Origin of the sequence: Clostridium sp. AM43-3BH, assembly GCF_003479985.1 — a bacterium.
GTDB lineage: Bacteria > Bacillota > Clostridia > Lachnospirales > Lachnospiraceae > Otoolea > Otoolea fessa.
In genome coordinates this window covers 1-20596 of sequence record NZ_QUIH01000005.1, presented here as the reverse complement: position 1 = coordinate 20596, position 20596 = coordinate 1, and the positions used below count along the sequence as shown (strand labels likewise).

At 50.0% G+C, this 20596-nt stretch carries 19 protein-coding genes; all 19 read left to right on the top strand.

Annotation, left to right across the window (positions count from 1 at the left end):
- Positions 1-8: 8 nt before the first annotated feature.
- The 19 genes from DW931_RS08900 (at position 9) to DW931_RS08810 (ending at position 20469) form a co-directional block, all read left to right on the top strand.
- Positions 9-677 carry a hydrolase gene (locus DW931_RS08900; protein ID WP_117796493.1) on the top strand — a complete coding sequence of 223 codons (669 nt, stop codon included), beginning with the start codon at positions 9-11 and terminating at the stop codon, positions 675-677.
- 387 nt (positions 678-1064) lie between these two features.
- Positions 1065-2510, top strand: a complete 1446-nt coding sequence (gene glgA / locus DW931_RS08895; protein WP_022358456.1) for a glycogen synthase GlgA — start codon at positions 1065-1067, stop codon at positions 2508-2510.
- A gap of 77 nt (positions 2511-2587) precedes the next feature.
- Positions 2588-3049, top strand: coding sequence for a divergent PAP2 family protein (locus DW931_RS08890; RefSeq protein WP_117796491.1), 462 nt, complete (start codon positions 2588-2590; stop codon positions 3047-3049).
- Positions 3050-3148: 99 nt separating this feature from the next.
- Entirely contained in the window at positions 3149-3805 is a 657-nt protein-coding gene (locus DW931_RS08885; RefSeq protein WP_118481857.1) for a Maf family protein, read from the top strand.
- A gap of 215 nt (positions 3806-4020) precedes the next feature.
- Positions 4021-5016: a peptidylprolyl isomerase gene (locus tag DW931_RS08880; protein ID WP_118481856.1), complete on the top strand. Its 996-nt coding sequence runs from the start codon at positions 4021-4023 to the stop codon at positions 5014-5016.
- A gap of 149 nt (positions 5017-5165) precedes the next feature.
- Entirely contained in the window at positions 5166-6026 is an 861-nt protein-coding gene (locus DW931_RS08875; protein ID WP_022359383.1) for an energy-coupling factor transporter ATPase, read from the top strand.
- A gap of 2 nt (positions 6027-6028) precedes the next feature.
- Complete coding sequence (locus tag DW931_RS08870; protein WP_118481855.1) at positions 6029-6892, top strand: energy-coupling factor transporter ATPase; 864 nt, start codon at positions 6029-6031, stop codon at positions 6890-6892.
- Positions 6889-7689 carry an energy-coupling factor transporter transmembrane component T gene (locus DW931_RS08865; protein ID WP_118481854.1) on the top strand — a complete coding sequence of 267 codons (801 nt, stop codon included), beginning with the start codon at positions 6889-6891 and terminating at the stop codon, positions 7687-7689. Before DW931_RS08870 ends, DW931_RS08865 begins: the two co-directional genes overlap by 4 nt.
- Before the next feature lie 150 nt (positions 7690-7839).
- Positions 7840-8742, top strand: a complete 903-nt coding sequence (locus DW931_RS08860; RefSeq protein WP_107000780.1) for a LysR family transcriptional regulator — start codon at positions 7840-7842, stop codon at positions 8740-8742.
- 170 nt (positions 8743-8912) lie between these two features.
- Entirely contained in the window at positions 8913-10538 is a 1626-nt protein-coding gene (gene nikA / locus DW931_RS08855; RefSeq protein WP_118481853.1) for a nickel ABC transporter substrate-binding protein, read from the top strand.
- 11 nt (positions 10539-10549) lie between these two features.
- Positions 10550-11491, top strand: a complete 942-nt coding sequence (opp1B, locus tag DW931_RS08850) for a nickel/cobalt ABC transporter permease (RefSeq protein ID WP_117796486.1) — start codon at positions 10550-10552, stop codon at positions 11489-11491.
- Positions 11491-12315: a nickel/cobalt ABC transporter permease gene (gene opp1C / locus DW931_RS08845; protein ID WP_107000778.1), complete on the top strand. Its 825-nt coding sequence runs from the start codon at positions 11491-11493 to the stop codon at positions 12313-12315. Before opp1B ends, opp1C begins: the two co-directional genes overlap by 1 nt.
- Positions 12312-13166 carry an ABC transporter ATP-binding protein gene (locus tag DW931_RS08840; protein WP_107000777.1) on the top strand — a complete coding sequence of 285 codons (855 nt, stop codon included), beginning with the start codon at positions 12312-12314 and terminating at the stop codon, positions 13164-13166. The genes opp1C and DW931_RS08840 overlap by 4 nt, the downstream gene beginning before the upstream one ends.
- Complete coding sequence (locus tag DW931_RS08835) at positions 13154-13936, top strand: dipeptide/oligopeptide/nickel ABC transporter ATP-binding protein (RefSeq protein WP_118481851.1); 783 nt, start codon at positions 13154-13156, stop codon at positions 13934-13936. Before DW931_RS08840 ends, DW931_RS08835 begins: the two co-directional genes overlap by 13 nt.
- Positions 13937-13986: 50 nt before the next feature.
- Entirely contained in the window at positions 13987-14988 is a 1002-nt protein-coding gene (locus tag DW931_RS08830; protein WP_118481850.1) for a succinylglutamate desuccinylase/aspartoacylase family protein, read from the top strand.
- A gap of 156 nt (positions 14989-15144) precedes the next feature.
- Positions 15145-16176, top strand: a complete 1032-nt coding sequence (gene truA, locus DW931_RS08825; RefSeq protein ID WP_107000774.1) for a tRNA pseudouridine(38-40) synthase TruA — start codon at positions 15145-15147, stop codon at positions 16174-16176.
- 2 nt (positions 16177-16178) lie between these two features.
- On the top strand, positions 16179-17606 hold the full coding sequence (locus DW931_RS08820) for a sodium:solute symporter family protein (protein WP_118293461.1): 1428 nt from the start codon (positions 16179-16181) through the stop codon (positions 17604-17606).
- Between the two features lie 61 nt (positions 17607-17667).
- Positions 17668-18984: a HAMP domain-containing sensor histidine kinase gene (locus tag DW931_RS08815; protein WP_118481849.1), complete on the top strand. Its 1317-nt coding sequence runs from the start codon at positions 17668-17670 to the stop codon at positions 18982-18984.
- 120 nt (positions 18985-19104) lie between these two features.
- The gene (locus DW931_RS08810; RefSeq protein ID WP_107000771.1) at positions 19105-20469 is read left to right on the top strand and encodes a sigma-54 dependent transcriptional regulator; all 1365 of its coding nucleotides are present in this window, start codon (positions 19105-19107) and stop codon (positions 20467-20469) included.
- Positions 20470-20596 lie beyond the last annotated feature (127 nt).

The following is a 20596-nucleotide window of genomic DNA, read 5'->3' as shown; positions in this document are numbered from 1 at the left end:
AATTGCCTATGAAAAAAAAAGTACCGGCGTACAATGGAACCCTGCGGGATCACACGATTATGTGTCCGTATTGTATCAGTGAATGTTCAGGAATCCGCATCTTTGGAAAGCGTATCAAATCGATCGCCTTCTCAACGGATGTGGCAATCATCAAAAATATCAACGCGGATGCGATCATCGCAGTTTATCCGTTTACTCCGCAGGCAGCTATCTCACAGTCGATCATCAGCATCTCGGATGTGCCGGTGTTTGTCGGGGTCGGCGGCGGTCTGACCGGAGGAAAGCGTTCCGTCCGTCTGGCGCTTCAGGCAGAACATCAGGGAGCCTACGGTGTAGTGGTCAATGCGCCGATCGCGGATGAGGTCATCACGGAGATCAAGCGGGTGGTTGACATTCCGGTCATTGCGACGATTGCTTCGGTTCACACGGATGTCCGCCGCAAACTGGAGGCGGGAGCCGATATTTTAAATGTATCAGGCGCTGCCGCCACCGCATCGATGGTAGCCGAGATCCGGAAGGAGTATCCGGACGTTGCCATTATCGCGACCGGAGGACCGACTAATGAATCGATTTTGGAGACGATCGAGGCAGGAGCCAATGCGATCACGTACACGCCGCCGTCCAACGGCGAGCTGTTTGCGCGGACGATGAAGAAATACAGGGAGATCAATCCCTGATTATACAAAAGCCGGGGCCGAAGAGAAAACATAATTTTCTTTTCGGCTCCGTCTTTTATTTTTGTTTCATAGGAAATTGCGTCCTATGAAACAAAAAAACGCTCCGCGAGGATGCGCACTCGCGCGAAGCAGAAACATGTCGCAAGCGACCGCGCTCGGCGCGAGAATGTGCCAAGGCACATTCTTTTTCATGCGGTAAAATTTATAATTCATCCGGTACTATGCAAAATATCCAATTCAGAAAATACAGTCTGCAAATCGGAACTATTTGTCATATATTTCCCGATTTTTTTCTCTGTCGCCTACTTTCTAATTCCCTGATTCTATTGTATAATAATTTTAATAGGGTGCCAGATCGCGAGCGGGCACGGTTGGGAGGTAGTAGCTATGAAGAATATTCTGTTTATTGCATCGGAGGCGGTTCCATTTATCAAAACAGGAGGTTTGGCAGACGTTGTCGGATCCCTTCCAAAATGTTTTGATAAGCAGTATTTTGATGTGCGTGTCATGATCCCGAAGTATCTGTGCATCAAAGAGTCATTCCGCAATGAAATGAAGTATGTGAACCATTTTTATATGGATTATCTGGGACAGAACCGGTATGTGGGCATCCTGGAATATGAATATGAGGGCGTGACCTTCTATTTTATTGATAATGAGAGTTATTTCTGGGGTGATCGCCCGTATGGGGACTGGTATTACGATCTGGAGAAGTTTTCTTTCTTCTGCAAGGCGGCTCTCTCATCCCTGCCGGTGATCGGCTTCAAGCCGGATGTCATCCACTGCCACGACTGGCAGACGGGACTTATCCCGGTGCATCTCAAGGACAAATTCCACGGCGGCGAGTTCTTCCGGGATATCAAGTCCGTCATGACGATCCACAACCTGAAATTCCAGGGTGTGTGGGATGTGAAGACAATCCAGCATTTCTCTGAGCTGCCGGACTACTATTTTACACCGGATAAGCTGGAAGCTTACAAAGACGGCAATATGTTAAAAGGCGGCATCGTATACGCGGATGCGATCACGACGGTCAGCAACACCTACGCGGAGGAGATTAAGACTCCGTTCTACGGCGAGGGACTGGACGGTCTGATGCGTGCGAGAAGCAACAGTCTGCGCGGTATCTTAAATGGTATTGATTACGATGAATTTAATCCGGAGACAGATAAACGGATCGTACAAAATTATAACGCAAAGACATTCCGCAAGGAGAAATCCAAGAATAAAAAGGCGCTGCAGGCGGAGCTGGGACTGGCGCAGGACGAGAAAAAGTTCATGATCGGTATCGTCTCCCGTCTGACCGACCAGAAGGGACTTGACCTGGTACAGTGTGTGATGGATGAGATCTGTACGGAAGATGTACAGCTGGTTGTGCTGGGAACCGGAGATGAACGGTATGAAAATATGTTCCGCCACTATGACTGGAAGTACAATGATCGTGTTTCCGCTAATATTTATTATTCGGAAGATATGTCGCATAAGGTATATGCAGCCTGTGACGCATTCCTGATGCCGTCGCTGTTTGAACCATGTGGGCTGAGCCAGCTCATGGCGCTTCGCTACGGAACCGTGCCGATCGTGCGTGAGACGGGTGGCCTCAAGGATACTGTATGGCCATACAATGAATACGATGGAACCGGAACAGGATTTTCCTTTGCTAACTACAATGCACATGAGATGCTCGACTGCATCCGCTATGCAAAATACATCTATTATAATAAGAAGCGCGAGTGGAACAAGATCGTAGACCGCGGCATGGCGGCTGATTTTTCCTGGCAGACATCGGCTGGAAAATATCAGGAATTGTATGACTGGCTGATAGGATATTAATGACGAACCGAGTGATTTAGGACAGTGGCATATGTGTGGAAGAAAACAGAGGAATTAAGATAGTACAGGAGAGAAACATGACTTTTTTTCAGGAATTGACATCAAACCAGACGCTGATGACCGGCGTGACCGGGTGGGTGGTCGCCCAGGTGCTCAAGACGATTCTGGACATCGGGCTGAACCATTCGTTCAACCCGGAGCGTCTGATTGGCTCCGGCGGTATGCCGAGTTCCCACTCATCCACTGTATGTTCGCTGGCAACGGCGGCGGCGCTGCGGTACGGAGTGGGAAGCTTTGAATTTTCCATCAGCTTTATTCTGGCGATGGTTGTTATGTATGACGCGATCGGTGTCCGGCAGGAGACAGGAAAGCAGGCAAGAGTTCTGAACCGCCTGCTTTTCGATGATTTCCTCAAGCTGGACGGCGTGGTATTACAGGAAAAATTGAAGGAATACGTGGGGCATACGCCGATACAGGTAGCAGCAGGCGCGATTTTAGGCATTTTGATTGCATTTATTCTCGATCCGATGTTCATATAACGAACATCGGATCTTTTCATTTTGGCTGATAGATGGTATAAATATAGGGATAACGTGTATCTAAGCGTTAAATGAAACTGAGGAAATGAGAACAGAACAATGGAACAGAGAAGAGACATAGAAAATATCAAACCAGCCTGCCGGTTAATTCTGGCGAGTGCGTCTCCGCGCCGCAGAGAGCTTTTGGAGCGGATTGGGCTGAAACCGGAGATTCATCCGAGCACTTTGGAGGAAAATCCGCTCTGTACGGAACCGGCGCAGGTTGTGATGGAACTGGCGGGACAGAAGGCGCGCGATGTGATGGCGCAGGTGCGTGAGGAGGCGCGGACGACGGAAATCCCATTTTCCGGGATTATCATTGGTTCCGATACCGTTGTCAGTGTGGATGACGAGATTTTAGGAAAACCGGCGGATCGGGATGAGGCGCTTGAGATGATCGGACGGATCCAGGGGCGCAGCCACCGTGTATACACGGGCGTGGCGATCCTGACTGAGGATCGGGAGAGCTGCTTTGCGGTTGAGACGCGGGTGGATGTATATCCGATGAGCGATGCGGAGATCGAGGCGTATGTAGACTGCGGCGAGTCGATGGACAAGGCGGGCGCATACGGCATTCAGGGAAGCTTTGCCGCGCATATCCGCGGAATCGACGGTTCTTACACGAATGTGATGGGGCTGCCGGTCGGAAGGCTTTATCAGGAATTGAAGCGGATCTGCCCGGAGAAGATAGAAGATCTGCTCAAGCATACGGCCTGAGGTGGATGGCTGATGGAAAGAAAGTTACTGTTCACGGGTAGGTACTTTTGGAACCGAAAGTGCCGTAAGAAAACGTGGTGGCAGACCGTGAACCAGAGTGGAAGGATTGACAGAACGCAGCGCTGCTGGTCATATGTGTGAACAGTAATAAATCAGCCGCTCAGAGAGAATATGTGACAGGAATTGCTAAAATATGCAGGAGAAAGGGAGTATCCATGCAGAAACAGAAAAGGAAGACAAACCATATCCACCGGGCGGCGTGTGCCCTGCTTGCGGGGCTGGCGCTCAGCCTGGGGCTTTTGACTGGATGCGGCTCGGACGGCAGCACGATCGTGGTGGGAAAGAAGAATGAAAAAGGTTATTCCCGCGCGGAAGTGATGGTGATCGCCATGACGGAGAAAAAACGCTATGAGGAGGTCTGTACGGATCAGATCTGGGGCGTTTCAGTTGGAGAAAAGGGCGATGATTTTGAAACGTATCTAAAAAAACAGATCCGTTCGTTTATGGATGAGCTGAAAATCATGAACCTGCTGGCAGCCGACCGGGGGATTTCCCTGACTTCAGAGGAGCGGGCGGCGATGGACCGGGCAGCAGCCGAGTATTTTGGGCGTCTGCCGCAGTCGGCGATTGACTCGATGGGCGTGACAGAGGCGGATGTCCAGCATATCTATGAGGATTATGGTCTGGCGGAGAAGCTGGCGGGACAGCTCACGGACAATGTGGCGCTGGAGGTCAGCGACAGTGAGGCAAAGGTGATCCATGTTAGTCAGATAAAGACATCGGATGAGAGCGAGGCAGACGCCTTCCAGCGGGCGGCATCGCAGGAAGATGCCGATTTCCAGTCCTGTGCCGATGAAGCGGGGCTGACGGTGAGTGACCGGGTGCTGGGGCGCGGCGATGAGTCGGATGCCTATGAGAAAGAGGCATTTTCCCTTGCCGAGGGCACAGTCAGCCAGGTGATCCATGCGGACGACGCGTACTATGTGCTCAAATGTACGGACGATTACGACGAGGACGAGACGGCGGCGCGCAAGGAGCGCATCTACGAGGAGCGGAAAAAACGCGCCTTTCAGGAGATCTACGACCGGTTCAGCAATACGATCTCCGTTTCTTACAGCAGCGGGCTCTGGGACAGTCTGGATCTGACCTCGGAGTTCGAGAAAAATGACGCGGATTTCTTTGAGATTTACGCGGAATATGCGATCAAATAGGTAGTCTGTACCTGGGGCGGGTGGATAAAAAGTAAACTTATTTTTAAAAAAGGATAACAATTCGGAACAACCGCTTGACTACCGGGGAAAATTCTTCTACAATGAACGGTAATGTCCGGTCAGGCGGACATACTGTGGAGGAAAAATACATGAATATCATAAAAGCGGTCAATCTTGTATTTGATTATATAAGACGCGATGAAGAGGGGCAGGTAGAGGAAGTAAAGCGCGCCCTGGATCATGTGAATCTGGAGATTGAGAAAGGCAGCTTTGTGGCAATCCTGGGACACAATGGTTCCGGCAAGTCCACATTTGCCAAGCAGATCAATGGCATTTTGAGCCCGACCGACGGTACGCTTTTTGTATCGGAGATGGATACAAGGGACGAGGCGCATCTGTGGGATATCCGCAAAAATGCGGGCATGGTCTTTCAGAACCCGGATAACCAGATCATAGGAAATATAGTGGAAGAGGACGTCGGATTCGGTCCGGAAAATATCGGAGTTCCGACCGAGGAGATCTGGAAGCGAGTGGATGAGAGCTTAAAGGCAGTCGGGATGACGATGTACCGCAAGCAGTCCCCGAACCATCTGTCCGGCGGACAGAAGCAGCGTGTGGCGATCGCGGGCGTCATGGCGATGAAACCAGAATGTATCGTGCTCGATGAGCCGACGGCGATGCTCGATCCGAACGGACGCAAGGAGGTTATCCGCACCGTCCATGAGTTAAACCGGGCGGAAGGAATCACGATGGTGCTGATCACCCATTATATGGAAGAGGTGGTCGATGCAGACCGCGTGATCGTCATGGATGACGGTCATATCGTGATGGACGGCACGCCGAAGGAGATTTTCTCCCGCGTGGAGGAACTAAAACAATACCGGATGGATGTGCCGCAGGTGACGGAGCTTGCGTGGGAGCTGCAGAAAAAGGGAATTCCGCTTCCAGATGGAATCCTTCGTAAATCGGAGCTTCTGGACGCACTGGTACCGCTTTTGAAAGAGGAATAGAGATGGCAATACAGGTAGAAGATTTGTGCTACACCTACGGCGAGGGCACGGCGTTAGAGCGCCAGGCATTAAAGCACGTAAGTTTTGAAATTCAGGACGGCGAATTTGTCGGTCTGATTGGTCATACCGGATCGGGAAAATCAACCCTGATCCAGCATTTAAACGGTCTGATCAAGCCGACCAGCGGCGACATTAAGTATCAGGGTGTCAGCATTTACAGCCAGGGTTATAAATTAAAGGATCTGCGGAGTAAAGTGGGGCTGGTGTTCCAGTATCCGGAGTACCAGCTCTTTGAGGCAGATATTTTTACGGACGTCTGTTTCGGACCGAAAAATCTGGGACTTCCGCAGGAAGAGGTGGAAAAACGTGCCCGCCATGCCTTAAAGCTGGTCGGCATGGATGAAAAATTTTATAAGCAGTCCCCGTTTGAACTTTCCGGCGGACAGAAACGCCGCGTCGCGATCGCGGGTGTACTGGCGATGCGTCCGGAGATGATGATCCTCGACGAGCCGACGGCGGGACTCGATCCGCAGGGGCGCGATGAGATTTTAGGTCAGATTGAGCGCCTGAACCGGGAGCATGGGCTGACGATTTTGGTGGTTTCCCACAGCATGGAGGACATGGCGCGCTACGTGGACCGCATCATGGTCATGAACGACGGCGTGAAGATGTTTGACGATACGCCGAAGGAGGTATTCCGCCATTACAAGGAGTTAGAGGCGATCGGTCTTGCCGCGCCGCAGATCACTTATGTGGTGCAGGAACTTCGGGAGCGCGGGATTCCGATCGACGACGCGATCACGACGGTAGAAGAGGCGCGGGAGGCGATTCTGGCGCTGTATAACAAGCGGAGGGAGAAACAATGATACGGGATATCACAATCGGACAGTATTATCCGGTCGAATCAGTGGTTCACCGGCTGGATCCGCGTACCAAGCTGTTTGGAACGCTGATCTACATTATTTCATTATTTTTCGCGGATAACCTGCTCTGCTATGCGGCAGCGACCGTATTTCTGGCGATGGCGGTCCGCGCCTCACGCGTACCATTTAAGTTTATCGTGCGGGGACTCAAGGCGATCGTGTTCCTGTTACTTATCAGTATCAGCTTTAACCTGTTTCTGACAAATGGACGGGTGATTTTTCAGATAGGATTCTTAAAAGTGACGCATGAGGGCTTGCGGCTGGCAGTTTTCATGGGTCTGCGCCTGATGTATCTGGTGATTGGTTCCTCTGTCATGACGCTGACGACGACCCCGAACCAGCTCACGGACGGCTTGGAGCGGAGTCTGGGATGCTTGAACCGTCTCCATGTGCCGGTGCATGAGATCTCGATGATGATGTCGATCGCGCTGCGTTTTATCCCGATCCTGATTGAGGAGACGGATAAGATCATGAAGGCACAGATGGCGAGAGGCGCTGATTTTGAATCTGGCAATCTCGTACAGCGGGCAAAGAGCATGATCCCGATTCTGGTGCCACTTTTCGTATCGGCGTTCCGCCGCGCGACGGATCTGGCGATGGCGATGGAGGCGCGCTGCTACCGGGGCGGAAGTGGGCGCACGAAGATGAAGCCGCTGCATTATGAGAGGAGAGACCGGATTACCTACTTGATTCTTCTGGCTTATCTGGGAATTGTGATTGTACTGCGGATCGTTTTTTAGCGAAAAAGGGGTTACTGTCCGCGGGTAGGCACTTTTGGAACCGAAAGAGAGGTGCATAGGCTGTGCAAGCTGTGTGCCTCTTGATTTTTGTATTTTGGTTAGTTACAGCTAACATAAGGTGGAATGGAGAACAACAGAAGGAGGACTTCAATGGAATTAAAACAGCTTGAATATTTTATGGTTGCCTGTGAAAAAGGTAGTTTTAATCAGGCAGCAGAATGCCTATACACATCCCAACCGAATGTCAGCAAGGTGATCGGGATGCTGGAACAGGAGCTGGGGCGTGCGTTATTTGAGCGGACAAGCAGAGGGCTCAGGGTTACCCCATATGGAGAAACGGTCCGGGAGTATGCACACAATATTTTAAATCATGTGAGTCTTATTAACTCGCTGGCAGAAGATACGCAGGAACGGAAATTTACCGTTTCTACCTACCCGAGCAACATGATTGCGAGGCTTCTGACAGATTTTTATAAGAAATATGGCTGCGAGTGCCAGATTTCCCACCGGGAAGGCAGTGTGGAGGAGATTAGTGATCAGGTATCCCAGGGAATTTCGGAGTTGGGGATTGTGTATGTAGCACAGAAACAGGTTCCGGCATTCCGGCATATTTTGTCCCACAAAAAATTGTCTTTTCAGGAACTGGATGTCAAACCTGCCTGTGTTTATGTGGGACCAAATCATCCGCGTTATGAGGATGAGAGTATCGATTTTACCGAGCTTCCGCAGTTAAAATTCGTCAGCGGAATCCGGGATTTTTTCTCAATGGAGCATCATTTAAACCATGTGAGCCTGGGAGCGATCAGTACGGATATGCTGAATACGGTTGTACATACCAATAGCGATCATATGACAATGAATCTCCTGATGCAGAGCGATATCTGCAGCCTGGGAATTGATTTTTTATATGAGGATTATAAACAATATCCAATCCGTAATCTGAAGATCCGGAATAGTGAACCATTTCTGGTAATCGGATATATTTACCAGAATGAAGAAAAGCTGAGTGCGGAGGCAGCGTGGTTTTTAGAACATTTCAAAAAAATGCTTTAATTGTTTAGATATAACAAATCGTTATAGCAATCCCCCTGTAAAACGATAGTGGTTAGTTGTGCGTAACTATGTTATCCTTTTATCTGCCGGTAAAAACGAATTGTTTTAACAAAGTAGATAAAAGAGATGCAGGCTTTCAAACCTGCGTCAGGCATAACAGGAGGACATATATGAAAAAAAGTAAAAGACTCATAGCGGCAGCTGGTGTTCTTTCCGTGGCTGTCTTGGCTGGATGTGGCGGAAACGCTTCAAACAGTACAGAAGGGACAAAATCAGAGCAGAGTGCATCGGCAGAGAGCACGAAGGATGAACTGGTATTTGTTAATTACCGGGATATCCGTGATCTGAATCCACATCTGTATGCAGGTGAAATGTATGCACAGGAAATGCTCTACGAGACCTTAGTCAATATTACAGAAAATGGGTATGAGGGCTGCCTGGCAGAGAGCTGGGATATCAGTGAAGATGGAAAGACCTACACGTTCCACATCCGTGATGGAGTGAAATTTTCGGACGGAGAGGTGTGTGACGCCAACGCGATCAAGGCAAACTTTGATGCAATCATTGAAAACAAAGATCGTCACACCTGGCTGGAAATGATGAATCTTCTGGTTGGGGTTTCGGCTCCGGATGATAAAACCTTTGTGATCGAACTGTCGGAGCCGTACTATCCTCTGCTGACAGAGTTGGGAGTTACCCGTCCGTTTGCAATGATTTCTCCGAAGGCGATGAAGGACGGAAGCACAAAGGATGGCGTAAACGAATACATTGGAACAGGTCCATATGTCCTGACCGATTTTGTGACAGATGAGTATGCAGTATTTGAAGCAAACGAAAACTATTGGGGGGAGCAGCCGTCCATCAAAAAGATTACGGTAAAAGTAATACCGGATAATCAGACGCGTATCATGGCACTGGAAAAAGGGGAAATTGATCTGATTTTCGGTAAAAATATGATTGATGCGGATGCAATTAACCAGTATACGGGAAATGACAATTTTACGGTTGCGTTATCGGATCCGACCTCGACCCGGCAGATTGTACTGAATACAACCCGTGATATTCTGGATGAGAAGGAAGTGCGTAAGGCACTTCAGCATGCGACAAACAAAGCAGCGATTTCAGAAGGTATTTTTTATGGTCTGGAACAGCCGGCGGATACACTGTTTGCATCTACCGTTCCTTACTGCGATATCAATCTGACCCCATATGAGTATGATGTGGAAGAAGCAACGAAGATGCTGGAGGAAGCAGGCTGGACGTTGGCTGGAGACGGCGTACGTGAAAAAGACGGCCAGAAAATGGAACTGGAGCTGCTTTATAACAGCGATAGTGTGACGGAAAAAGCGATTGCGGAGTACCTCCAGAGCGAATACCAGAAGCTGGGTGTCTCCCTGAACATTCATGGAGAGGAAGAACAGTCTTACCGTGATAGTATGAAGGCTGGAAACTTTGACATGGTATTTAATATCTGCTGGGGAACTCCGTATGACCCGCAGTCCTCCCTGGCGGCGATGCGCGCTCCGGTTTATGGAGATTTTGCGGCACAGCAGGGACTGGAAGATAAGGCAGATATCGATGATGCGATTACAGAGATCCTGGTTTCCACGGATGAAGAGCGCCGTCAGGAGCTGTATACATTTGTGCTGACCCGTCTGCATGAGGATGCGGTCTATATTCCGCTTACTTATGAGTGCAATAAGGCAATCTACCGTTCGGATCTGCAGGGCTTCCATTTTACGCAGACTCAGTATGAGGTTCCGTTCGCTGATTTCTATTTTGGAGAGAAGAAATAAAGGAAAAATAAATGAAACAATATATCATAAAACGAATCCTGTCGGCAATTCCGCTTCTTATTATCATTTCGTTTGTGTGTTTTGTGTTTATTAACCTGATACCATCCGATCCGGCGGAGGTGGCACTGCGCATCCGCCAGGTACCGATTATTACAGAAGAGGCGGTGGCACAGGTAAGGGCGGAACTTGGATTGGACAAACCATATCTGATACGATATATTTCCTGGCTGGCTGACTGTCTGAGGGGAGATTTTGGAATCAGTTACGTCAATCCGAGCCGTACAGTTGCGGGCGAACTGATGCGCTGTCTTCCGGCGACTCTGCAGCTTGCGGGTGTATCGTTTGTGATGGTTCTGGTACTGAGCATTCCGATTGGAGTGCTCTGTGCCGTTTATAAGGATGGTGTGTTTGACCGCATCATGCGGGCGATTGTTTTTATGACAACGGCGATGCCTGCATACTGGGTAGGGCTTCTTCTGATCTGGCTGGTTTCGATCAAGCTGGATCTGCTTCCAACGAGCGGAAGCGGGAGCTTTAAACACCTGATTCTGCCATCGTTTACGGTATCATTGAGTTATATATCGACGTATATCCGCCTGATCCGCAATAATATGTTGGAAAACATGAAACAGGATTATGTTCTCTATGCCAATGTGAGAGGCATTCCAAACCGGCAGATTCTTCTTAAACACATTTTGAAAAATTCGATGCATACTTGTATTGTAGCGATCGGAATGAGCATACCGCAGCTGATTTCCGGAACGATCGTCGTTGAGAATGTATTTGCCTGGCCGGGGCTTGGGACACTCTGTATCAGCTCGATTTTTAACCGGGATTATCCGGTGATCCAGACGTATGTGCTATTGATCGGAGTACTATTTGTCGGATTTAATTTATTATTTGATATTCTTCAGACAATTTCAGATCCGCGTCTTAGAAAGGAGAGTCATTGATGGTAGGACGATTGATTCGAAACCGGGCGGCCGTTGGAACGATTGGTCTGGTGCTTATCGTGGCGCTCATAGGGATCTTTGCACCGTTTATCGCACCGAATGATCCGTATGCAACGGATATTTTAAATAAATTTGCCGGATTCAGCCAGCAGTATCCACTTGGTACCGATAATCTGGGACGGTGTATTTTGTCGAGAATGATTTATGGAATCCGTCCGACGCTGGGGCTGGCAGTCCTGACCATGCTTGGAACGATTGGCCTGGGAGCGTTGATGGGACTTTTGGCAGGTTATTTCCGCGGGATCGTGGAAGAGGTGATCATGCGCACAGTCGATGTAATGCTTTCATTTCCGAGCCAGATCATGGTGTTTGCAGTGGTAGCCCTGTTGGGAATCAGCGTGCAGAATGTAATTCTGGCCAATGTGTTTATTAAATGGGCCTGGTATGCGCGGATGATCCGGACAGGTGTTATGCAGTATCGTGACCGGAACTTTGTGCGCTTTTCACGATGTATAGGAACACCAGAATCTTTTATATTATTTCGCCATCTTGTACCGTCAATTGCGGCAGATCTGGCAGTTTTATCCTCTCTGGATGTCGGATGGGCGATTATCAATATTTCAACCCTCTCATTTCTGGGACTGGGTGTACAGGCACCGACACCGGAATGGGGAGCGATGCTGAGCGAGGCGAAGAATGTCCTCACCAGCAATCCGGTACAGATGCTGGTTCCGGGAATTGCGGTGGTAATTCTGGTAGCAGCGTTTAACCTGATGGGAGATGCCCTGCGGGATGTGCTGGATCCGAAGGAGGTGCAGAAATGAGCCTGAATCATGAGCGGGTGCAGCCGATTCTGCGGGTGGATGGACTGAATGTAGAACTGAAAATCAGAAATAAACAGAAAAAATTGGTCGAGAATGTAAGCTTTGAGGTAGAGCCGGGGCAGTGCCTGGGTATTCTGGGAGAATCCGGAAGCGGAAAAAGCATGACGGTAAAAGCAATTCTGGGACTTCTGGACCGCCAGTTCCGGATAGAAGGACAGGCATGGTTTGAGGGAAAGGATCTATGCCGGGCAGGACGGGATGAACTGCGGCGGCTGCGTGGGCAGAAGATAGGCATGGTTCTCCAGAATCCGATGACCTGCTTTGATCCACTTTACCGGATTGGAAGCCAGATGGCCGAGACCTTTGCAGCCCATACAGATTGGGATCGGGCAAAGATCCGGGAGATTTCCCTGGAAGTATTGGAAAAAATGAGAATTCATAATCCGGAGGAAGTGCTGGGGCAGTATCCACACCAGCTTTCCGGAGGAATGCTTCAGAGAATCATGATTGGGCTGGCACTGGCGATGAAGCCGGCACTTCTGGTGGCAGATGAACCGACAACGGCAATCGATGCCATCACCCAGGCTGAAATTTTGAAGGAATTTCAGCGGATCAAGGAAGAAAGTCATACGGCGATGATATTTATCTCCCATGATTTGGGGGCGGTTTCGAAGATTGCGGACGAGATCGTCGTGATGAATGGAGGAAAACTGGTCGAACAGGGCGATTTTGAACATATCTTAAGGCATGCAAAGGATCCGTATACACGGATGCTTGCAGAGACACGGCGCTCGGTCATGGAGCGCTACCGGCTTTGCCTGGATAATCAGGAGGAATTATGCTTGAATTAAAAGATATATGTGTCAGCTTCCGGAGTGAGCGTCAGGATAAATTGTTTGGAACCTCCAGGGACCAGGTGCTGTTTGACGTATCTTTGCAGGTGGAAAAGGGAAGCTGCCTGGGGATCTTAGGAGAAACTGGAAGCGGAAAATCGACGGTTGGACGTGTCCTTTGCGGACTTTTAAAACCGGATTCCGGGCAGGTGCTTCTGGATGGGGAGGAGATTTATCGAAACCGTCAGGGGAGAAAGAATCTGCAGAAGAAAATCAGTATTGTTTTTCAGGATTATACAACCTCGGCGAACCCGCGTTTCCGTATACGGGATATTCTGGCGGAGGGACAGCGGGCAGCAGCACGTAAAAAGGGAATCCGGAAGCTTTCAAGAGAGAAAATAAAAAAAGGTGCCGGAGAGCTGATGGAGATGGTGGGACTAAGTTCAGATTTTCTGGATCGATATCCCCATGAATTGTCCGGCGGTCAGCTCCAGCGAGTCTGCATTGCCCGGGCGGTAGCCTGCGAACCGGAGATAATTCTGTTCGATGAGGCGATTTCATCTTTGGATGCACATACGCAGGTGCAGGTTATGGATCTGCTTATAGATTTAAAGGAGAAACTGAATCTGACGTATGTATTTATTACGCATGATTTGACGTCGGTTACCTATCTGTGCGATGAGGTGCTGTTTTTATACCGCGGACATATCACAGAATGCCGTCCGGTCCGGGAGCTGGGAAAGACAACGGATGAATATGCGCGCAGGCTGCTGCAGGCGATCGTTTAGATGGAATTGAGTAAAAGGAGCAGAAAAGTTCTCAGAACAGGAAATAGAACATGAAAATATATGAAACGAAGGTGGAGGCAGGCACGAAGCAGTGGCTGAAAATTCCGGTGGATGAGGAATGCAGCCTGAAAGCGGCGGCTTTCTGTGGTTCAAGACCGGGAAAACGGTTGATTGTTACAGCGGGGGTACATGGCTGTGAGTACATAGGAATTCTGGCAGTTTCCCGTCTGATTCAGGAACTGGATCCGAGGCAGATGAAGGGAGAGGTTGTATTTCTTCCGATTGCTAATGAAGGTGGATTTTATAAGGAAATCAAGCAGCTGGTACCGGAGGATGGTGTCAATTTAAATCGGGCATTTCCGGGAACGGAAATGGGAAGCCGGTCAGCGAAGATAGCAGCAGCTGTGGAAACGTATCTGTATCCAGATGCGGACTTCCTCGTGGATCTCCATAGTGGAGATATTCACGAGATGGTAGTTCCGTTTGCCTTTTTTCCGGTGGCAGCAGGCGAGACGGTAGAAAAAAAGGCGGCTGCAGCGGCAAGAGCGATGTCTTTGTCGTGGAGAGTGGCATCAACGGCGAAAAATGGTCTGTACAGCTGGGCAGCGCAGAAAGGAATCCCGGCTCTTCTACTAGAACGGGGCGGACTGGGACGTTGGACAGAACGGGAGGTGGATGCATATCGGATAAACCTGTATGAACTGCTGGTTCATCTGGATATTTTGCCAGAAAGTATTCTGGAATCAGTCAAAGGAATGAATTTAAAAGATTCAGAAAGCTCCCCGGAATCAGAGGTACTTCCATCCGGGAAAATAGAGCAAAGGGAGATTCGGATCATGCGCTATCTGGAGGCACCGGGAAATGGATTCTGGTATCCGGCTATCCGGGAAGGAAGCTGCCTGAAAAAAGGAGATTTACTGGGAGAAATCCGGCGGCTTGACGGCAGCCTGATGTATCGTTATGAATCAGAGCTTGACGGCATGGTCTTTTACTATACCTTGTCACTGGGGGTAAGTGAGGGAGAACCGCTGGTAGCATATGGCGAATGCTAAGAAAAAAGCATCTTTGGATGAAAGGATCCAAAGGTGCTTTTTGCATAGGAAAAGACGGTCAATAAAAAAATATCTGTCAAAAAAAGGGGATTATATGGTATGATAAATAGCAGAAAATAGATTTTTGAGGATAAATATAGAAATAGAGGAATATATATGAGACGAATTAAGCTAGTGGTTTCTTATGACGGAACCGCCTACTGCGGGTGGCAGCTTCAACCCAACGGAGTGACCATTGAGGAGGTGCTGAACCAGGCACTTTCTTCTCTTTTAAAAGAGGATATCCAGGTCATCGGGGCGAGCCGGACGGATTCGGGTGTCCATGCGATGGGAAATGTGGCAGTTTTCGATACCGAGAGCCGGATTCCGGGGGATAAGATCTGCTTTGCACTCAACCAGCGTCTGCCGGACGATGTGCGGATCCAGGCATCGGAGGAGGTACCCCTTACCTTCCATCCACGCAAGGCAAACTGTGTGAAAACCTATGAATACAAGATTTTAAACCGCAAGATCGATATGCCGCTGCAGCGCTTATACAGCTATTTCTGCTATTTCAATCTGGATTTAGAGAAAATGCAGAAAGCGGCATCCTATCTCATCGGTGAGCACGATTTCAAGAGCTTTTGTACGGTGCGGACCCAGGCGGAGGAGACGGTGCGGACCATCTACAGCTTAGATATCACCAAGGTAAATGACCTTATTACTATCCGGATCAGCGGCAGCGGCTTTCTCTACAACATGGTCCGCATCATCGCCGGGACGCTGGTTAAGATCGGCATGGGCGTTTACCCGCCGGAGAAGATGGAGGAGATTCTGGAGGAGAAAAACCGAGCGGCAGCAGGTCCTACGATCCCAGCACGCGGGCTGACGCTCGTAAGCCTGGAGTATGAAAAAGAGCTGGCACCGTACCTGGAGGGCGAAAATAAGCACTGGCACTATGTGCTCGATCAGAGAAATGTCCCGGAGAAAGGGCTTGCATACCTCACGATCGAGCGCTGTGAGCCGGAAGAGCTTGACGGCGTGCTGCGCCGCGTGATCCATCAGGCATACCGAAACGGCGCGAAACGGGTGTTTGTGCGGGATACGTTTGGAGAAGAGGGGAGCATCTGCGGATATTACCGGCTGAGACGGCAGCCGGAGACGGAAGAAGGCTGGCTGGAAGCCGTCTACGAGGGTGAACATCGGTGAGCATGAGTAGAACATTTGATTATCTGGTCTGTTTCAGCGTCTATTCGCTGATTATCCTGATTATAGGAAAATCATCGTTCGGTGAGAGCGATTCGATAGGGAAATTTTTTATCGGAGAACGGAAATGCGGGTTCTGGCGGCTGTTTTCCACCTTCGTCGGGACCTGGGTGTCCGCTGCGACCATTCTGGGATACACGGGCAATGTTTTTGAAAATGGAACCTCCGTGATCGCTGTGACGGTTATCCCGTGGTTCATCGGCGCGGGGCTGCTGTATCTCATCAGCGGTCGTATCTATGACTGCGACATGCTCACGATCCCGCAGTTTATCGGGGAGCGCTACCATTCCCGCTTTCTGCGGACCTGCTGTGCGCTGCTGCTCTCGGGCGGTTACGTTTTTTATCTGGTGATCCAGATAAAGGGATTTGGAATTGCGGCGGCGACGCTTTTAAATATTGATTATAAAGTTGCAATTTTTTTGGTTTATCTGTTTATTCTGTATTCTACCTTTGGAGGATTCAATTCGGTTACCAAGACGGATGGCGGAAACCTTATCATGCTCACGATCAGTATAGTGGTTGTCTATTTTGTCGTGGTCGGAGGAATAGAGGGAAGCGGATTTTTGACAAACGCGGAGGTGTTTAGCCGAAATGCGGCGGGCAGCGGGACGGACAGTTTTGGAAATCTGATGAAAGATTACAGCCTTACCATGTACCTCACGATGTTTTTTGGCTGGGGTATGGGGCTGGCAGCGAACCCACAGTATCTGATCCGGATTGTGGCGGCAAAGAGCCGTGAGACGGCGCGGAAAGTCCTGATCTGTTCGCTGGTGTTCTTGACATTTTTTTATTTCTGCCTGACTCAGATCGGTCTGGGGCTTCGGATCCTGTTTCCTTATCTGTCCTATTACTTCGGATCAGACGATATTTTTGTCTACGCAATTAATTATTTGCTCCGATCGCGGTTCAGCGGATTTTTCTTAATCAGCGTGATCGGCGCGTGCATGTCGACGGCGAACTCGCAGCTGCTTCTGATTGGCTCGATGATGTCCTACGATGTGGCGGCGCAGTATGGAAAATGGAAGAAAACAGAGGACCGTATCCTGGGGCTGACGCAGCTCTTTATCTTTCTCGGCGGAACGCTGGCGCTTCTGCTCTCCTTAAATCCACCGTCCAACAGCCTGTTTTTCGGCGCGGATATCTGGGGATTGTTTTCAGCAATTCTGACGCCACTTCTCTACGGCACGCTTTATTATAAGCGGGCAACGAGGACGGGCGCATGGGCGGCATTTGTGACAGGGGTAACCGGGACGGTGCTGCTTCAGCCACGCGAGCTGCCGGTTTACTGGGGATTTCCGGTGACGCTGTGTTCGACCCTGGTTTTTGTCCTTGCCCCGGTGCTGGAGAGTATATGGAAAAAACGTGCTTGCTAAAGGCGGGCATTTGGAAACATGAAGCTGTCAGACAACAGCGAGAAGGAGGCGAAAACGAGCGATGAATAAATGGCTGAAACGTCTTTCAAATTGGTTTTTCCAGATTGAAAATGAGGTCATGATTCCCTTTGTTCTGGTGGGAATCCTTGTCATCGGAAGTTTCAGCGTGATTTCCTATTATAATGGCTACACGATGCAGAAAAACAGCGAGCTGGAGCTGGCGGATACGCTGTTTGAGGATGTAAACCGCGATCTGCATTTTCTGGAAAAGCGTCTGCCGGAGGAGGAGATCGCGGAAAAATACCGGAATTTTGAGCGCGGGCGGATTCGGATTCTGGATCGTGACGGTGAGGAGATCACGGCTGGAACCCGTTGGGAAAACACATCGGTACTGGCAGTCAGCAAGGGGGACAATCCATTTGGCTGGCGGCTGGAGTACCGGATGGATGAGAGAATATTCGGGGAACGCATCTTAGAGCAGCAGAGCTATTTGGTAGTCGGCGCCATCGCGTCGCTGATTCTCATCTGCCAGGCAAGCATTTTCATTTCCCACAGTATCACGCGCCCCATCCGCCGGATGAGCCATACCTGTAAGGAAATCGAGGAAAACAAGGGCAGTTATCAGAAATACCGGTTTGAGGCGGTCAGCCGCCACGACGAGATCGGACAGCTGGCGGTTACCTTTGAGGGGCTGCTCAAAAACATGGATAATTACACGAAAATGGAATATACCAGCCGGATGGCAGCGACGCTGGCGCATGAGATCAAGAACCCGATCGCGGGCATCCGCTCCGGCATTCAGCTTTTAAAGGGCAGGACGGTCAAGGACGGCGATAAAATGCTCTGTGACAGCATGATCCATGAGATCGACCGTGTCACGGCGCTGATCATGAACCTTCTGACTTTGTCAATCCGGCGTGAATCACCGAAAACGGAGATTTCTGTGACCGGTGTTTTAAAGGAGATCGGAATGATCTATGCGAAAGGACCGGACAGCCGCCGCGCATCGCTTTTTGTGGAGGCAGAAGAGGGACTGAGGGCGTGTCTCAATGAAAATGAGTTTCGCCAGATCATTCACAACCTGATCAGCAACAGCCTGAGGGCGCTGGTACCGGACCGCGAGGGCCAGATCAAGCTCATGGCAGCCGCGCAGGAGAAAGAAGTGCTTGTGACGGTGCGGGACAACGGGAAAGGCATGACGGAGGAAGAAGTCTCCAAGGCGCTGGAACCATTTTATACAAAGAGCATCAACGGAACCGGGCTGGGGCTCTCAATCGTGAGCCGCCTGGTGGAGTCAAATGGAGGAACGATGGAGATCGTGAGCAAGCCGGGGGTAGGGACAGACGTGGTTTTAAAATTTCCGGGGAAAATGGTATAATGTGAACACTTGACGAGGTATTTTCGAGTCTAGTGAGAACATATACCTGAGCACTTAATGAGGTGTTTCACGAATTTAGTGGTCATGGTATAATGTTATGAAACAGGGAGGAGGATGCACATGGATCGAATTTTGATTGTGGACGATGAATTTCTGATTCGCTATACACTGGAGGAAGGACTGAAGGACCGGGGATATGACGCCTATTCAGCCGCAACCGTTGAGGAAGGACTGGAGTTTGTCAGGAAATATCATCCGGGGGTGCTCCTTCTCGACAATCTCCTCGAAAACAGTGTCGGGATGGATGAGATTGTCAATTTCAAAAATGCAGATGAGGAACTGCAGGTCATCATGATGACGGCGTACGGTTCCGTCTCCCAGGCGGTTGAGGCGACGAAGCGCGGCGCATATGATTATATTTTAAAGCCGTTTGATGTGGATGAGATCGATATGCTGATCAAGCGGTGTCTGGAGCAGAAGCGCAACCGGGATTCACTCGTCTTCCTGAAAGGCGATGTGCCGCAGTTTTTAGGTGTCAGTGAGGCAGCTGCCCGGATCCGGCATCTTATTCAGGTGCTTGGGGAAAATTTGTCGGTCAATGTACTCCTGCGCGGGGAGACGGGAACGGGCAAGGAGGTTGTGGCGCGGCAGATTCATGCGAACAGCGCCCGCAAGGATAACCTGATGGTACGCATTAACTGCGGTGCGATTCCGGAAAATCTGATGGAGAGCGAGCTCTTTGGCTACGAGCGCGGCGCGTTTGCGGGGGCGCTCAAGACGAAAAAGGGCTTGATTGAGCTGGCGGACGGCGGTACGGTCTTTTTGGACGAGATCGGCGAATTGCCGATGGCGATGCAGACGAAACTTCTGACCTTCCTGGATGACCGGAAATTTAAGCGGATCGGCGCGCTGGAGGACACGGCGGTTGATGTTCGGATCATTGCGGCGACGAACAGAAATCTCGAGGAGGCGATCAAGGCGGGGCAATTCCGGGAGGATCTGTTCTACCGGCTGAATGTTATGCAGATCGAGATTCCGCCGCTTCGTGACCGGCGCGAGGATATCCCGGTGCTCTGTGACTATTACCTTGACTATTATAATAAAGCCTTTGCCCGCAATATTGAAAAAGTGGATCCGGATTTCATGCGGGAGCTGCTCTTGTATGACTGGAAGGGCAATGTCAGGGAGCTTAAAAATATTTTTGAGCGCTGTTTTCTCTTCAGCCAGGGAAATATCCTGGAAAAACACGTGGAGCTGGCGCCGGTCGAGCGGGAGGCAAGGCCGGAGAGCGGGGACTGCATCTATCTGAAAGATCTGAAAAAAGGACCGATCGACCTCGAGCAGGAGGTCGCGGCGCTGGAGAAACGATATATGTCGGAGGCGTTGAAACTTTCCGGCAATAACCTGACGCGGGCGGCGGCGCTGCTCGGTGTCACCCGGTTCTCAATGAAACGGAAGATGGAGCGGGAAGACGGGGAGAAGTAGAAAAAGCAGAAAAACTGTATCAGGAGGAAGGACGAAAACGGTTGTCTGGTAAACCGGGTGCAGGAATGAATGGTAAAAAGGTGCAAAAAATCACATCGTGCAAAAACGCACGCCTAAAACGTGCGTT

Coding starts and splice junctions, on each gene's coding strand:
- DW931_RS08900 (WP_117796493.1), top strand. CDS start 9: ATGAAAAAAAAAGTACCGGCGTACAATGGAACCCTGCGGGATCACACG.
- glgA (WP_022358456.1), top strand. CDS start 1,065: ATGAAGAATATTCTGTTTATTGCATCGGAGGCGGTTCCATTTATCAAA.
- DW931_RS08890 (WP_117796491.1), top strand. CDS start 2,588: ATGACTTTTTTTCAGGAATTGACATCAAACCAGACGCTGATGACCGGC.
- DW931_RS08885 (WP_118481857.1), top strand. CDS start 3,149: ATGGAACAGAGAAGAGACATAGAAAATATCAAACCAGCCTGCCGGTTA.
- DW931_RS08880 (WP_118481856.1), top strand. CDS start 4,021: ATGCAGAAACAGAAAAGGAAGACAAACCATATCCACCGGGCGGCGTGT.
- DW931_RS08875 (WP_022359383.1), top strand. CDS start 5,166: ATGAATATCATAAAAGCGGTCAATCTTGTATTTGATTATATAAGACGC.
- DW931_RS08870 (WP_118481855.1), top strand. CDS start 6,029: ATGGCAATACAGGTAGAAGATTTGTGCTACACCTACGGCGAGGGCACG.
- DW931_RS08865 (WP_118481854.1), top strand. CDS start 6,889: ATGATACGGGATATCACAATCGGACAGTATTATCCGGTCGAATCAGTG.
- DW931_RS08860 (WP_107000780.1), top strand. CDS start 7,840: ATGGAATTAAAACAGCTTGAATATTTTATGGTTGCCTGTGAAAAAGGT.
- nikA (WP_118481853.1), top strand. CDS start 8,913: ATGAAAAAAAGTAAAAGACTCATAGCGGCAGCTGGTGTTCTTTCCGTG.
- opp1B (WP_117796486.1), top strand. CDS start 10,550: ATGAAACAATATATCATAAAACGAATCCTGTCGGCAATTCCGCTTCTT.
- opp1C (WP_107000778.1), top strand. CDS start 11,491: ATGGTAGGACGATTGATTCGAAACCGGGCGGCCGTTGGAACGATTGGT.
- DW931_RS08840 (WP_107000777.1), top strand. CDS start 12,312: ATGAGCCTGAATCATGAGCGGGTGCAGCCGATTCTGCGGGTGGATGGA.
- DW931_RS08835 (WP_118481851.1), top strand. CDS start 13,154: ATGCTTGAATTAAAAGATATATGTGTCAGCTTCCGGAGTGAGCGTCAG.
- DW931_RS08830 (WP_118481850.1), top strand. CDS start 13,987: ATGAAAATATATGAAACGAAGGTGGAGGCAGGCACGAAGCAGTGGCTG.
- truA (WP_107000774.1), top strand. CDS start 15,145: ATGAGACGAATTAAGCTAGTGGTTTCTTATGACGGAACCGCCTACTGC.
- DW931_RS08820 (WP_118293461.1), top strand. CDS start 16,179: ATGAGTAGAACATTTGATTATCTGGTCTGTTTCAGCGTCTATTCGCTG.
- DW931_RS08815 (WP_118481849.1), top strand. CDS start 17,668: ATGAATAAATGGCTGAAACGTCTTTCAAATTGGTTTTTCCAGATTGAA.
- DW931_RS08810 (WP_107000771.1), top strand. CDS start 19,105: ATGGATCGAATTTTGATTGTGGACGATGAATTTCTGATTCGCTATACA.